Source organism: Polaromonas sp. P4_F4, assembly GCF_056401355.1.
This window is the reverse complement of the sequence record NZ_JBFUJO010000023.1, coordinates 12,729-26,577: the sequence shown is the minus strand read 5'-3', so window position 1 is coordinate 26,577 and position 13,849 is coordinate 12,729. Positions and strand designations below refer to the sequence as shown.

The 13,849-nt window shown below is 62.5% G+C and carries 13 protein-coding genes and 1 tRNA gene; 7 read left to right on the top strand and 7 right to left on the bottom strand.

The window, feature by feature from the left end:
• The first annotated feature begins 217 nt into the window (after positions 1-217).
• Positions 218-565, top strand: a complete 348-nt coding sequence (locus AC1DUR_RS20380) for a sensor histidine kinase (RefSeq protein WP_477720463.1) — start codon at positions 218-220, stop codon at positions 563-565.
• Here AC1DUR_RS20380 and AC1DUR_RS20375 read toward each other — a convergent pair whose 3' ends face one another.
• Both AC1DUR_RS20375 and AC1DUR_RS20370 read right to left on the bottom strand, forming a co-directional pair.
• Complete coding sequence (locus AC1DUR_RS20375) at positions 566-1,570, bottom strand: Bug family tripartite tricarboxylate transporter substrate binding protein (protein WP_477720462.1); 1,005 nt, start codon at positions 1,568-1,570, stop codon at positions 566-568.
• Between the two features lie 71 nt (positions 1,571-1,641).
• Positions 1,642-2,682, bottom strand: a complete 1,041-nt coding sequence (locus AC1DUR_RS20370; RefSeq protein WP_477720461.1) for a CDP-6-deoxy-delta-3,4-glucoseen reductase — start codon at positions 2,680-2,682, stop codon at positions 1,642-1,644.
• A gap of 61 nt (positions 2,683-2,743) precedes the next feature.
• Between AC1DUR_RS20370 and AC1DUR_RS20365 the strand changes: the two genes are divergently transcribed.
• Positions 2,744-3,667 carry an SDR family oxidoreductase gene (locus tag AC1DUR_RS20365; protein WP_477720460.1) on the top strand — a complete coding sequence of 308 codons (924 nt, stop codon included), beginning with the start codon at positions 2,744-2,746 and terminating at the stop codon, positions 3,665-3,667.
• A gap of 60 nt (positions 3,668-3,727) precedes the next feature.
• Here the strand turns inward: AC1DUR_RS20365 and AC1DUR_RS20360 are convergent, their stop codons facing one another.
• Positions 3,728-4,522, bottom strand: coding sequence for an SDR family oxidoreductase (locus AC1DUR_RS20360; protein WP_477720459.1), 795 nt, complete (start codon positions 4,520-4,522; stop codon positions 3,728-3,730).
• Between the two features lie 210 nt (positions 4,523-4,732).
• Between AC1DUR_RS20360 and AC1DUR_RS20355 the strand changes: the two genes are divergently transcribed.
• On the top strand, positions 4,733-5,353 hold the full coding sequence (locus AC1DUR_RS20355) for a flavin reductase family protein (RefSeq protein WP_477720458.1): 621 nt from the start codon (positions 4,733-4,735) through the stop codon (positions 5,351-5,353).
• Positions 5,354-5,567: 214 nt separating this feature from the next.
• Here AC1DUR_RS20355 and AC1DUR_RS20350 read toward each other — a convergent pair.
• Positions 5,568-5,652 (bottom strand) — tRNA-Leu (locus tag AC1DUR_RS20350).
• Between the two features lie 40 nt (positions 5,653-5,692).
• Here AC1DUR_RS20350 and cysM point away from each other — a divergent pair.
• From cysM to AC1DUR_RS20335, 3 genes are all read left to right on the top strand, one after another.
• On the top strand, positions 5,693-6,595 hold the full coding sequence (cysM, locus tag AC1DUR_RS20345; protein ID WP_477720457.1) for a cysteine synthase CysM: 903 nt from the start codon (positions 5,693-5,695) through the stop codon (positions 6,593-6,595).
• Between the two features lie 89 nt (positions 6,596-6,684).
• Positions 6,685-7,218 (top strand): NUDIX domain-containing protein, encoded by a 534-nt coding sequence (locus AC1DUR_RS20340; protein WP_477720456.1) that lies wholly within the window; start codon positions 6,685-6,687, stop codon positions 7,216-7,218.
• Between the two features lie 113 nt (positions 7,219-7,331).
• Positions 7,332-7,559, top strand: coding sequence for a sulfurtransferase TusA family protein (locus AC1DUR_RS20335; protein WP_477720455.1), 228 nt, complete (start codon positions 7,332-7,334; stop codon positions 7,557-7,559).
• 42 nt (positions 7,560-7,601) lie between these two features.
• On the opposite strand, the gene galU is transcribed toward AC1DUR_RS20335, so the two are convergent.
• On the bottom strand, positions 7,602-8,501 hold the full coding sequence (gene galU, locus AC1DUR_RS20330; protein ID WP_477720454.1) for a UTP--glucose-1-phosphate uridylyltransferase GalU: 900 nt from the start codon (positions 8,499-8,501) through the stop codon (positions 7,602-7,604).
• Between the two features lie 142 nt (positions 8,502-8,643).
• Between galU and AC1DUR_RS20325 the strand changes: the two genes are divergently transcribed.
• Positions 8,644-9,630, top strand: coding sequence for an NAD(P)-dependent oxidoreductase (locus AC1DUR_RS20325; protein ID WP_477720453.1), 987 nt, complete (start codon positions 8,644-8,646; stop codon positions 9,628-9,630).
• Positions 9,631-9,692: 62 nt separating this feature from the next.
• On the opposite strand, the gene AC1DUR_RS20320 is transcribed toward AC1DUR_RS20325, so the two are convergent.
• Together AC1DUR_RS20320 and AC1DUR_RS20315 are read right to left on the bottom strand one after the other, a co-directional pair.
• Positions 9,693-12,593, bottom strand: coding sequence for a valine--tRNA ligase (locus AC1DUR_RS20320; RefSeq protein WP_477720452.1), 2,901 nt, complete (start codon positions 12,591-12,593; stop codon positions 9,693-9,695).
• Positions 12,594-12,743: 150 nt separating this feature from the next.
• Positions 12,744-13,808: a S1C family serine protease gene (locus tag AC1DUR_RS20315; protein ID WP_477720451.1), complete on the bottom strand. Its 1,065-nt coding sequence runs from the start codon at positions 13,806-13,808 to the stop codon at positions 12,744-12,746.
• Between the last annotated feature and the right edge of the window lie 41 nt (positions 13,809-13,849).

Below are 13,849 nucleotides of genomic sequence, written 5' to 3'. Positions count from 1 at the left end.
CGACCCGCAGTCTGGGTCCCTTCGCTGCGCTGCGGGCAACCTGCGCTGCTCGACTCCGGCGGGGGTCCGCAGAACTCGCTTCGCTCAAACAACTGCGGCCCTGATCCCGCCTCCATCTGCGCTGCTCGGCCCAGCCACACGGGTGGGGAGCAGATAGCAATACCGAATACACAAAGAAAATACCAAGACAAACAAGGACACGTCATGGCGTGTCCTTGTGGTTTTCGGACTTCGGATGCCCGGCCTGGTGCGCATCCTGCTCGAAAACCTGATTGGCAACGCCTGGAAGTTCACCCTGCAGACCGCGCAGCCCTGCATTGAAGTCGGGTCCGAGCAGCACGAGGGCGTTACATGCTATTTCGTGCGCGATAACGGCGCCGGCTTCGACATGGCAGATGCCGGCAAGCTGTTCACACCGTTCCAGCGTATGCACCGCATTGACGAATTCGAGGGTTCGGGTATCGGACTGAGCATTGTGCAGCGCATCGTGGCCCGGCACCAGGGCCGGGCATGGGCAGAGTCAAAGCCGGGAGAAGGCGCTACCCTGCGCTTCACGCTGCCCTGATCAGTCCACTTTCGCGCCGGAAGCCTTCACCACCTTCTCGTACTTCGCGAGTTCCGCCTTCATGAATGCGCCAAACTGCTCCGGCGTACTGGCCACGGGCTCAGCCATCAACGCGGCAAATCGGGTTTTCGCTTCCGGGGAGTTCAGTGCGGCCACAAACGCCTGGTTCAGTTTGGTGACCACGTCTTTGGGCGTGGCGGCGGGTGCCACCAGGCCCCACCAGGTGTCAACGGAAAAATCCTTGAGGGTTTCAGCCACTGCCGGCACTTCCGGCAGTACGGGGCTTCGCCTGGCGGTCGTCACTGCCAGTGCCTTGAGCTTGCCGGCCTTGATGTTGCCCGATGCGGTGGCGAGGTTGTCAAAGTTGAAATCGACCTGGCCCGACAGCAGCGCCAGCTGTGCCGGGTTGCCGCCGTTATAGGGAATGTGCACCGCAAAAATGCCGGCCTGTGCCTTGAACATTTCACCCGCGAGGTGGCCGGCGCTGCCGTTGCCGCCGCTGGCGTAGTTGAGTTTGGCCGGATTGGCCTTGGCGTATTGAATCAGGTCGGCCAGGCTGTTGATGTTCAGTCGTTTCGCCGTGTCGGCGTTCATGACCAGCACGTTCGGCACACGCAGCATCTGCGTGATGGGCGCGAAGTCGGTCGCGGCGTTGTAGGGCATCTTGCTGTAAAGCCAGGGGTTGATGGCGTGCGTCGCTACCGCCGCAATGCCCACCGTCAAGCCATCGGGTGCGGCCTTGGCAATCGCGTCCGCGCCGATGTTGCCGCCGCCGCCGGGGCGGTTCTCGATGATGACCGGTCCCAGGGAATCCTTGACGCGTTCGGCCATCAGGCGGGCTGTGACATCAATCGGGCCGCCAGGCGCGTAGGGAACGATGATGCGCATGACTTTGGGCTGAGCCAGCGCCAGCGATGATGACAGGGCCAGTGCTGCGATGGACAGGCTCGCAAGGCTTTTTGTGAATGCGCGTGCGAATGGGAGCAGGGCAGGTTGGATCTTCATGTTCTGTATTGTTGCAAAGAATCTCGACGGGCACCCTCTAGGCATACCCTACGGCAGGGCGCGCCTGCGCGTCACACCACGGCCTCGGCTTTTTCCTTCTCCGTGACGAACGAGTCCGCATAAAACTCATCGGCAGGCAAGCCGGCTGCGGCGTAATCGGTCTGCGCGGAGTCCACCACAATCGGTGCGCCACAGGCATAGACCTGGTGACCCGAGAGGTCGGGAAAATCTTCCAGAACGGCTTTGTGAACGAAGCCGGTACGGCCCGTCCAGGCATCTTCGGCCAGTGCGTCCGACACCACCGGCACATAGCGGAGATTCGGCATCTCGGCCACCTTGCCAAGCACCCAGTCATTCATGTACAGGTCGACAGGGCGGCGGCCGCCCCAGTACAGCACGGCGGGGCGCGTGATGCCTTTGAACTGCATGTGTTCAATGATGGCCTTGATGGGCGCAAAGCCGGTGCCCGATGCCAGCAGCACCATGGGTTTGTCACCGTCTTCGCGCAGGTAGAAGCTGCCGAAGGGACCTTCGATACGCAATATTTCCTTTTCCTTCATGGGGCCAAAGACATGCTCGGTGAATTTGCCGCCGGGCATGTACCGGACGTGCAGTTCCAGGCCCGGGTTTTCGGCCTGGGTATGCGGTGCGTTACCCACCGAGTAGGCGCGGCGGTCGCCATCACGCAGCAAAAACTCCACGTACTGGCCAGCGTGGTACTTGAATACGTCGCTCGCCGGCAGTTGCAGCCGAATCACCATCACGTCATGGGACGCCTTGGTCATGGTGTTGACGCGGGTGGGCATTTTTTTGACAGGGAAGGCGCTCTCGTCGGTCACCTGGCGCGACTCGATGACCACGTCGCTGTGCGCCACGGCGCAGCAGGTCAGAATAAAGCCATTGGCTGCTTCCTCGAGCGACAAGGCCTTCAGCTGATGCGCGCCGTGGGTCACGGTGCCTTCCAGTTTTTTGCACTTGCAGGAGCCGCACGCGCCGTCCTTGCAACCATAAGGCAGGCCAATTCCCTGCCGAATAGCCGCGGCCAGCAGGGCCTCATCGGCATTGGCGGTAAAGGTCCGGCCGCTGGGCTGAACGCTCACGTTGAAACTCATATTCGGTATCCTTGCGGTATCTGTTACTTGACTTGGCTGATTTTCCAGCGAACCCCCAATTTTGCCCTCAAACCTGAATCCCCTCGGCGCCTTGCCTTTTCGTTTCCGCCGCGAACGCATCCTGATCGTCGGTTGCGGCGATATCGGCCTGCGGGTGGCCCGCCAGCTCCCCGCACGCGTTGGCCTGATGGCCCTGACCTCATCGGCCGAACGCGTGCCCGCATTGCGTGCGCAGCGCATCACCCCGCTGCAGGGCAACCTGGACGACAGTGCCACCTTGCGCCGTCTGGCCGGCCTGGCGACTCGTGTGGTGCACCTGGCGCCACCGCCCGGCGACAACCCCGATTGGCGCAGCGATCCACGTACCCTGGCCCTGCTCAGGACGCTGCGTTTACGCGGCCGGCCACAGTCGCTGGTCTATGGCTCAACCAGCGGGGTCTACGGTGATTGCCAGGGCGACTGGGTCAGCGAAACGCGGGGCGTCAATCCGAACACCCCCCGGGCCCTGCGCCGCGTGCATGCGGAAGCCCACGTGCGCCTGTTCGGACGCGCAACCGCAACGCACAGCCACATTTTGCGGATTCCAGGCATTTACGCCCCCGACCGTGAAGGCGGCACCCCGCGCGGGCGCTTGCTCAAGGGAACGCCCGTGCTGCGCGCGCAGGACGACGTCTACACCAACCATATTCACGCGGACGATCTGGCCCGTGCCTGCGTCGCGGCCCTGTGGCGCGGCAAGCCGCAACGGGTGACCAACGCCAGCGACGACACGCAGATGAAGATGGGTGACTACTTTGACCTGGCGGCCGATCTGTACCAGCTGCCGCGACCTCCGCGCCTGCCGCGAAGCACCGCCAAGGAACAGTTACCGCTGATGCTGTTGAGTTTCATGGGTGAGTCGCGGCGGCTGGACAACCGGCGGATGAAGGAAGAATTGAAGCTGGTACTGCGTTACCCGACGGTGGAGGAGGGTTTGCGGGGCTGAGGCGGGTTGAGGCACAGCATGCAACGGGCGGCTCCATCTACCCGTTGATGGGGGAGTCCCTCAATACGCTCTCGTGAATCCGCCATCGTGAAGGATATTGAGCCCGGTCATGTGGTCGGAGAACGGCGACAACAGGCCCTCAACCGCAACGGCCACCTCTTCGGGCGTGCCGTACTTGTGCAGGGGAACATTCGATGTCTCTTCGGCCAGGCGCTGTTCAAACGTCATCCCCGCGTTGGTTGCGCGCTTTTCAAGAGATGCCTGATACCCGGGCGTGAGCGTGCCGCCCAGGGACAGCGTATTCACATGGATTCCCTGGTCGCCCAACGCGAACGCCAGCGTCTTGGCTTCGGCCAGCCAGGCGCAGCGAATCACATTGCTGGAGGCATAGTGGCCCAGGACCTGCACCGATGAGATGCCGGAGATGATGACGATCTTGGCGCGCCTGCCCGTCGCCAGGTCCGGTTTCATGGCGGCGATGGCCACCTTGAGCAGCGACAGCGGGCCCACAAAACTGTTCTGAAGGACCTCGCGCCACTTGTCACTGCTGGGGAGCGGATCGTTGGTGGGCGGGTCCTGTGGCGGCATCAGCACCGCCCCGTCCAGCGTCATCTTCCTTGCAGCCAGCTCCCCGGCAAATTCCCCGACCGACGCATCACGCGTCATGTCCACGGAAATCCATGAGTGGCTGCCGGGAGAGGCGTTGGACAGGTCAGTGCACAGTGACTGAAGTTTGTCGGCATCGCGTGCCGCAAGAAGGAGGGAGTTGCCGGCCCTCGCCAGCCTGCGGCAGACGGCGCGCCCGATGCCACCGGTCGCGCCTGTCACCAGAATCGTTGTGGGTATGCTGGACATCATCAACTCCTTCGGGAAGGCTCCATACTAGTCCGAATGTCCGGCGGACACCACCTGACCTCGCCAGGCACCATCAGGTTATGGCTTGCCTGACAACGGCCCGGCAGCCGGGTGCAGCCGGGTGACCGCGACCCCGGCACGGGAGACATGCCGATAGGGCGTTTGAGGTTATCGTCGGCTCCAGACTCACAGCGAAATTGCGAATTGCCCATGTCCAACGCCAATCATTTCTACGAACCCCGTCACGGCCACGGCCTGCCCCATGACCCTTTCAATGCGATCGTCGGGCCGCGACCGATCGGCTGGATTTCGTCACGCAATGCGGAGGGCGCACTCAACCTCGCGCCCTACAGCTTTTTCAATGCCTTTAACTACACGCCGCCCATCGTGGGGTTTGCCAGCATCGGCTACAAGGACACGGTGCGCAACGTCGAGCAGACAGGTGAATTCGCCTGGAACCTGGCCACGCGGCCGCTGGCGGAGGCCATGAACCAGACTTGCGCCCCGGTGCCGCCCGAGGTCAGTGAATTCGGGCTCGCGGGGTTGACGCCGCAGGATTCGCGCGTGATCGCGGTGCCAAGGGTCGCCGAAAGCCCGGTTTCGTTCGAGTGCCGCGTCACGCAGATCGTGCAGCTTCAGGGGGCCAGCGGCGACAAGGTGCCGACCTGGCTGGTGCTGGGCGAAGTCGTGGCCGTGCATATCGCCCAGGCCCTGCTCAAGGACGGTGTTTACGACACCGCGGCCGCCGGTCACATCCTGCGCGGCGGCGGGCCGGGAGATTATTTTTCCATCGGACCCGAGCAGTTGTTCCACATGCGCCGCCCCAGATAAGGCCGTATGGTGAAAGCCTTGACGGGGTCAATTGCCGTGCCCGTGTATTGAGCGGCAGGCGGCCGCGCTGATGTTTGTGCGCTGGTGCCCTTGGGTGGCAGAACATGCCGGTCGTGGTGAAGCAGGGCGGGAGTTGGGTGTTGATTTGCCGTTATGCGGAAACGGCGCAACAATCCCAGGGTATGCAGCTATCGAATGTATAGCGCGAAACCACTGGTGCCCGGGGCCGGAATCGAACCGGCACGCCTTTCGGCGGGGGATTTTGAGTCCCCTGCGTCTACCAATTTCACCACCCGGGCGGAAAGAAGCGAAGACTGAAATTATGGCACAGTGTGGCGTATGAACTATCCAACCATTGAAGACGCGATCGGCAAAACGCCGCTGGTCGCGTTGCAGCGCATCGCAGCCGCTGAAAACACCGAACGCAACAACGTCATCCTCGGCAAACTCGAAGGCAACAATCCGGCCGGCTCCGTCAAGGACAGGCCGGCGCTGTCGATGATCAAGCGCGCCGAGGAGCGCGGCGACATCAAGCCCGGCGACATCCTCATCGAGGCCACCTCGGGCAACACCGGCATCGCGCTGGCCATGGCGGCGGCCATCAAGGGCTATCGCATGGTGCTGATCATGCCGGAGGACCTGAGCATTGAGCGCGCCCAGACGATGAAGGCCTTTGGCGCCGAGCTGGTGCTCACCCCCAAAAGCGGTGGCATGGAACACGCCCGGGACCTGGCCGAGCAGATGCAAAACGAGGGCAAAGGCCGGGTGCTGGACCAGTTTGCCAACCAGGACAATCCGCGCATCCATTACGAGACCACCGGCCCCGAAATATGGACAGATACGTCAGGCAAAGTGACACATTTTGTCAGTGCGATGGGCACAACCGGCACGATTACAGGGGTTTCGCGCTACCTGAAGGAGAAAAATCCGGCCATACGCGTCATCGGTGCGCAACCCAGCGAAGGCTCGCGGATTCCCGGCATCCGCAAATGGTCGCAAGAATACCTGCCCAAAATTTATGACCCCAGCCATGTGGACGAGCTGGTGCTGGTCAGCCAGAGCGATGCGGAAGACATGTGCCGCCGGCTCGCGCGCGAAGAGGGTATTTTTGCCGGTATCTCGTCGGCTGGCGCCTGCTGGGTGGCGCAGGAGATCGCCAAAACCGTCCACAACGCGGTGATCGTGTTCGTCGTGTGCGACCGCGGCGACCGCTACCTGTCTACCGGCGTCTTCCCCGCCTGATTGACCGTGAATACTGTTTTAGGCCCATATTTTGTTGGGATAGTTTGCTACGGAAAATATAGCAAATTGTTGCGCGCGGGGCATCAGCCATGACCCATGAATTCCGCTTTTGCCCCCAATGTGCGACGCCGCTGGCCATGGTGGTGCAAATGGAGGACAGTGGGGAGAAGGCGCGCCTGCGCTGCCCGGCCTGCAGTTACACCCACTGGAACAATCCCACGCCCGTGCTGGCGGCGGTGGTCGAATACCAGGGGCAGATTTTGCTGGCGCGCAATGCGGCCTGGTCCGGCAAGATGTACGCACTGATCACCGGCTTCATGGAGGCAGGTGAAACCCCGCAGGACGGCATCAGGCGCGAGATCAAGGAAGAAACCAACCTGGACACCACCGCGCTGGACCTGATCGGGGTGTACGATTTTCAGCGCATGAACCAGGTCATCATCGCCTACCACGCCGTCTGCAACGGCGAGGTCAGGCTGTCGCCGGAGTTGGTGGACTACCGGCTGTACGATTTTGACAAACTCAAGTGCTGGCCTGCGGGTACCGGCTATGCGCTGGCCGACTGGCTGCGCACGCGTGGCTACGAGCCCGAGTTTCTGGCCTGGGACAAAAGGTCGGAATAACAGTAACAGCGAATAACAGCGTAACAGCGAAATAGCGGTGGTTGGTGGTGGCACCGGCGGCGGCTGTGCGGTGCCCTGTTAGTGCTTAAAATAACAGCAACCCAAGGATAAGCATGCATATCGACAAAGAACTCGACACCCGCGGCCTGAATTGCCCGCTGCCCATCCTGAAAGCCAAAAAAGCGCTGACCGAAATGCTCAGCGGACAGTTGCTGCGCGTGGTGTCCACCGACTCCGGCTCAACCCGCGACTTCCAGGCCTTTGCCAAGCAGACCGGCAATGAACTGGTGGAGCAGCAGGTCGTCGGCAGCGACTTCATTCATGTGCTGAAGCGGCGCTGAAGTTCACCACCGTCTGCCCGGGTTCCCCCCGCGGTTCGGCCTTCAGTCGAGCTTGAGCCCGCTGAGGTATTGGCGAAAGTGTTGCCCGACTTCCGGGTGTTGCAGCGCCAGCTCAACGGTGGCCTCCAGGAACCCTTCCTTGCTGCCGCAGTCGTAACGCTTGCCCTGGTATTGCAGGGCATAAACGGTTTCCTCGGCCAGCAGGCTTGAGATGCCATCGGTCAGCTGGATTTCGCCCCCTACACCGCTCGCCTGGCGGCGTATATGCTCAAAAATGGCGGGTGTGAGAATGTAGCGACCGGCAACGCCCATGCGGGATGGAGCCACCTCCGGCGCCGGTTTTTCCACGATTTTTTCCACCTTCATGAGCCTCGGATTGGCTCCCGGGCTGGCAGCTTGCGCCGCCACGATGCCGTAGCGGCGCGTATGCGCCAGGGGCACTTCCTGCACCGCCAGCACTGACTGCTGAAGCTCCTGGTACTGCACGGCCATTTGGGCCAGCACTGGCAGGCCGCCCGCCGGCCCAACCATCAGGTCATCCGCCAGCAGCACCGCAAAAGCCTCGTTGCCCACCAGGTGTTCGGCGCACAGCACCGCATGGCCGAGGCCGAGCGAACGGGGCTGCCGGACATAGGAAAAATTCATGTCGTCGGGCTGAACCGAACGCACCAAGGCCAGCAAATCCTGCTTTTGCGCGACCTCCAGCTCGTTTTCGAGTTCGTAGGCGGTGTCGAAGTGATCTTCGATGGCCCGTTTATTGCGTCCTGTCACAAAAATCATGTGACGAATGCCCGCCGCATAGGCTTCTTCTACCGCGTACTGGATGAGCGGCTTGTCCACGACGGGCAGCATTTCCTTGGGCTGGGCTTTGGTGGCGGGCAGAAAGCGGGTACCGAGCCCGGCAACGGGGAAAACGGCTTTGTTCAAGGTGAATTTTGGCATCGACTTTGATAAGTGAAAAACTCAAGTGTTGCGGTTCAGGTAAAGCACGCTACGTCGGACGACATCCCGAGTCGGCGTGCGCGAACCGCGCAATGAACAGGACGAGCCGGATTGGCAGGAAAAGGACAAAAAGGACAACTGGGTGGACATCTTACTTCTTGATGCATTGGTGCCGGAGGCTGTGACCTGGCTTCAGACCAGGCACAGCGTGGAATACCGTCCCGAACTGGCTGACGATCTCATCGCCCTGCGCAAGGTGGCTTATAAAACCAGGGGCATTGTCTTTCCCAGGCAAACCATCGTCACCCGGGGGTTTCTGGATTTTCTGCCCAAGCTCAAGGCTGTTGGCCGCCTCCACATTGGCACGGACAACATCGACATCGACGCCTGCAAGGAGCGGGACATCAAGGTCGTACACGCCAGCAGCGCCAATGTACGCTCCAACGCCGAGTATTTGCTGAGCAGCCTGCTGCTGCTTTGCCGGCGCGGTTTGGTATCGGCCCTGATGGGCCACAAGCACCCCAGCGCCCAGATAGGGCGTGAGCTTCACGGCAGCACCGTCGGCATTTTGGGCCTGGCGCCCGCCGCGCATACGCTGGCCGGCATGCTGAGCGGCCTCGGGGTTCGCCTGATCGGCTATGACCCGGCGGTGCACCACACCGCGCCCGTCTGGGAGCGTCTGGGCATTCAGCCGGTCTCGTTGCACGAACTGGTGAGCCAGGCCGATGCGGTGTCGGTGCAGATGGTCTATGCCACGCGGTACAGGGGCTTCGTCAATGCCAAATTGCTGGCCGCCTGCAGGCGTGACCAGCTGTGGGTGGGCATCAGCCGCAGCGATTTGTTTGAGGAAGCGGCGCTGGCTGCAGCGCTGGGCGATGGCCGCATCGAGGCCTGCATTCTCGATGGTGTCGAACCCGGTTTTGTGGGCGACACCTCGCCGCTCAAGGGCCTGAAGAACCTGTTTGCCACCCCGCGCCTCGGGTCGTACACGCGGGAGGCGCGCTTGCGTGCGAGCTGGTATGTGGCGCACCGCATGCATGAAGCCATCGGGGCGCCACAAAGCGGGCTGGATTCGCTGCCCGCCGCAGCCTCACTGTCGCAGTGGCCCGAACCGGACCTCTCGGTGTAGGCGGTTGGCCTGCCCCGGCGCCGGCACAGCGGCTCCGGCCTGCCTATGCGCTGCCTATGCGCTTATGCCAGGCGCGCCAGCTGGTCCCTGATTTTTTCCAGCGTCGCCGTGAAATCGGTCAGGCGTTTGCGCTCCTGCTCCAGCACGGCAGGGGGCACTTTGGTGACAAAGGCCTCGTTGGCGAGCTTGGCGTTGACCTTGACCAACTCGCCTTCCAGGCGGGTCGCTTCCTTGCCCAGCCGCGCTTTTTCGGCAGCCACATCCACTTCCATGTGCAGGCAGATGTGTGCTTCGCCGACGACCGCGACGGGCGCCGCCTGGGCGGCGGCGGCCCAGGCGGCCTCGTCCTCAAACACCTTGACTTCGCTGAGCTTGGCCAATGACTTGAGCACGGGCGCCACGCTGTTCATGAAGGCGGTGTCGCCCAGCACAAACAGCGGCAGGCGCGTGGCGGGCGAGACATTCATTTCGCCGCGCAGGTTGCGGCAGGCATCGACCAGCGTCTTGAGCTTGGCCACATGCGCTTCGGCTTGCGGGTCGATTTTTTCCGGCTGGCTTTGCGGGTAGGCGGCCTGGCCGATCAAGGGGCCTTTTTTGAGGCCCGCCACCGGTGCCACTTTTTGCCACAGCTCTTCGGTGATGAAGGGAATCAGCGGATGCGCCAGGCGCAGCACGCCTTCCAGTGTGCGGATCAGCGTGCGGCGCGTGGCGCGCTTTTGCGCATCCGTGCCGGTCTGGATCTGCACCTTGGCAATTTCCAGGTACCAGTCGCAGAACTCGTCCCAGACAAACTGGTAAATGCTGCCGGCCACGTTGTCGAGGCGGTAGTCGGCAAAGCCTTTGGCCACGTCGGCTTCGACACGCTGCATGGTCGATGAAATCCAGCGGTCGGCCTGCGAGAAGCTCAGGTAATTTTCAAACTCGCCACCGGGTGCGCATTGCGCCTTGGTGTGTTGTGCCAGGCCGCAGTCCTGGCCTTCGCAGTTCATCAGCACAAAGCGCGTGGCGTTCCAGAGCTTGTTGCAGAAGTTTCGATAGCCCTCGCAACGCTTGCTGTCAAAGTTGATGCTGCGGCCCAGGCTGGCCAGCGAGGCGAAGGTAAAGCGCAGCGCATCGGCGCCATAGCCTGGAATGCCGGCGGGAAATTCTTTTTCGGTGTTCTTGCGCACCTGGGGGGCGGTCTCCGGCTTGCGCAGGCCCTGTGAGCGCTTGTCCAGCAGCGGCGCTAGTTCAATGCCGTCAATCAGGTCGACCGGGTCCAGCACATTGCCTTCGGACTTGCTCATCTTCTTGCCGTGGGAATCCTTCACCAGACCGTGGATGTACACATGGTGGAAGGGCACCTGGCCGGTGAAATGCGTGGTCATCATGATCATCCGGGCGACCCAGAAAAAGATGATGTCGTAGCCGGTGACCAGCACGCTGGATGGCAGGAACAGGTCCAGTTCTTTGGTCTTCTCGGGCCAGCCCATGGATGAGAAGGGCACCAGCGCCGAGGAATACCAGGTATCGAGCACGTCTTCGTCGCGCGTGAGCTTCTTGCCGGGTGCCTGCTGCTGCGCTTCGGCCTCGTCGCGCGCCACGTAGACCTTGCCCTCTTCGTCATACCAGGCCGGGATCTGGTGGCCCCACCAGAGCTGGCGCGAAATGCACCAGTCCTGGATGTTGCCCATCCACTGGTTATAGGTATTGACCCATTGTTCGGGGACAAACTTCACGGCACCGCTCTCGACGGCGTCGATGGCTTTTTGCGCGATGGATTTGCCGGTCGGGTCCTGGTCGCTGACCTTGGTCATGGCGACAAACCACTGGTCGGTCAGCATGGGCTCGATCACCTGGCCGGTGCGGGCGCAGCGCGGCACCATGAGCTTGTGCTTCTTCACTTCCACCAGCAGGCCCTGCTCCTCGAGGTCGGCCACCACCGACTTGCGGGCATCGAAGCGGTCCAGGCCGCGGTATTTTTCAGGTGCGTTGTCGTTGATCGCGGCGTCCAGCGTCAGCACGCCGATGATGGGCAACTGGTGGCGCTGGCCCACGGCATAGTCGTTGGTGTCGTGCGCGGGCGTGACCTTGACCACGCCGGTACCGAATTCCTTGTCGACATAGTCGTCCGCAATCACCGGGATCTCGCGGTCGCACAGCGGCAGCTTCACAAGCTGACCGATCAGGTGTCTGTAGCGTTCATCTTCGGGATGGACCATCACCGCCACGTCGCCCAGCATGGTTTCGGGGCGGGTGGTGGCGACCGTCAGGGAGCCGGAACCATCGGCCAGCGGATAGCGGATGTGCCAGAGGAAGCCGTCTTCCTCTTCGCTCTCCACTTCCAGGTCGGACACGGCGGACTTGAGGATCGGGTCCCAGTTGACCAGGCGCTTGCCGCGGTAGATCAGGCCCTGCTCATACAGCCGCACAAAGGTCTCGGTGACCACCGTGGACATCTTGGGGTCCATGGTGAAGTACTCGTGCTTCCACGACACCGAGTCGCCCATGCGGCGCATCTGGCGTGTGATGGTCGAGCCGGATTCCTCTTTCCACTCCCAGACCTTGGCGACAAAGTTCTTGCGTCCCAGGTCGTGGCGGCTTTTGCCTTCACCCTGCAGCTGCCGTTCCACGACGATTTGCGTGGCAATGCCGGCGTGGTCGGTGCCGGGCACCCACAGCGTGTTGTGGCCGCGCATACGGTGGTAGCGCGTCAGCGAGTCCATGATGGTCTGGTTGAACGCATGGCCCATGTGCAGCGTGCCGGTGACATTGGGCGGTGGCAGCTGGATGGAAAACGACGGTTTGGCCGCATCCAGCGTGGGCTCGTACTGCCCGCTCTGCTCCCACAACGGGCCCCAGCGGCTTTCAATGGCCGCCGGTTCAAAGGACTTGGCCAGGCTGTCCAGCCCGGGCGTGGGAACAGGCGCCTTGGCGGTGTCGGGAGCGGGGCTGGCGGGGGTGGGGATGGCGGCGTTGGTCATGGGGCAATGGAAAAGCGGCATCCGGGATGCCGCTTGGTGTTGGAGGTAACTGCCCCGATTTTATTCGACTGGCCAGTCGGTGCCCGTGTGGTCCCTATCTGCGCCATCACCGGTCTTTGCGCCCTCACGTTGAGCCCTCACTTTGCGCCCTCAGATACCCGGGGGTTTCTTCAGCGTCAGCATCCGGTCTTCGGGGTTGATGACAATGGTCTTGACTTCATCGCCCTGGCGCACTGTGAGCGTGACCGGCTCGTCGGGCGCCGCCCGTGCCCACAGTTTCTTGTAAAAACCCTCCAGCGTCGTGACTTCGGTGCCGTCCACGGCCAGTACCACCACGCCTGGCTGCAGGCCGGCATTCTCCGCCGGACTGTCCGCGCTGACGCGCATGATTTGCACGCGCCCCTCGTGGTCATTCGACGTCAGGCCCAGCCACGGCCGGTGGCTTTGGCGGCTGCTGCCCGACTGCTGCATTTCAGCGAGGATGGGCTTGAGCAGATCGATGGGGACGAACATGTTGCCGGGCAGGCGGCGGTTTTCGCCGCTGGCGTCCATCACCAGCAGGGAGCCTATGCCGACCAGCTCGCCCTTCTGGTTGAACAGCGGCGCGCCGCTGTGGTTACCCTGGCCTGCGGTGACCGGCGGGCTGGTGAACAGCGCGGTGTCGATGTGGTACTCCCAGTTGCCCGAAAAAGCGCGCTTGCTGACCAGCTGCGTCATGCTCACGTCACCTTCTTCGCCGTCGACGGTTGCCCCGGTGGCGGCCATCAGTGATTCACCGGGCGTGACGTCCTGGGAATTTCCCAGCGTCACGGGTGCCACGCCGCGCAAGGGCAGCAGCGGCCTGACCAGGCCAAAACCTGTGGCGATGTCGTAAGCCACAGCGGTGGCCGGCAAGCTCTTGTTGTCCTGCGTGACGACCTCGATTCGCTGCGCTTCGAGCATCAGGTAGCCGATCGTCAGGACCAGGCCATCGGTTCCGATCACCACGCCCGAGCCGGTGCGCTCCCGTCCCAGTGTCTGTATTGACCGGGCATCCGGAATGGCGGTTACCTGGATGCCGACAACCGCTGCGTTGGCCTTGCTCAGGGCATCGATCACAGCCTGAACCGTGGGCGGCGGCGGTGGGCTCGCAGCGAGTGACGCAGTGAGCGCTCCCGGGGCCAGCGCTAAAGCAAGGGACAAGGCAAGAAGCGTCCGGACAAGTGAAGCACCCATGATGGACTCCCGGGAAACGCCGTGACAGGCGTATCCAGAGA

Coding starts and splice junctions, on each gene's coding strand:
- AC1DUR_RS20360 (WP_477720459.1), bottom strand. CDS start 4,522: ATGTCCAGCATACCCACAACGATTCTGGTGACAGGCGCGACCGGTGGC.
- AC1DUR_RS20335 (WP_477720455.1), top strand. CDS start 7,332: ATGCATATCGACAAAGAACTCGACACCCGCGGCCTGAATTGCCCGCTG.
- galU (WP_477720454.1), bottom strand. CDS start 8,501: ATGCCAAAATTCACCTTGAACAAAGCCGTTTTCCCCGTTGCCGGGCTC.
- AC1DUR_RS20315 (WP_477720451.1), bottom strand. CDS start 13,808: ATGGGTGCTTCACTTGTCCGGACGCTTCTTGCCTTGTCCCTTGCTTTA.
- cysM (WP_477720457.1), top strand. CDS start 5,693: ATGAACTATCCAACCATTGAAGACGCGATCGGCAAAACGCCGCTGGTC.
- AC1DUR_RS20320 (WP_477720452.1), bottom strand. CDS start 12,593: ATGACCAACGCCGCCATCCCCACCCCCGCCAGCCCCGCTCCCGACACC.
- AC1DUR_RS20375 (WP_477720462.1), bottom strand. CDS start 1,570: ATGAAGATCCAACCTGCCCTGCTCCCATTCGCACGCGCATTCACAAAA.
- AC1DUR_RS20355 (WP_477720458.1), top strand. CDS start 4,733: ATGTCCAACGCCAATCATTTCTACGAACCCCGTCACGGCCACGGCCTG.
- AC1DUR_RS20340 (WP_477720456.1), top strand. CDS start 6,685: ATGACCCATGAATTCCGCTTTTGCCCCCAATGTGCGACGCCGCTGGCC.
- AC1DUR_RS20370 (WP_477720461.1), bottom strand. CDS start 2,682: ATGAGTTTCAACGTGAGCGTTCAGCCCAGCGGCCGGACCTTTACCGCC.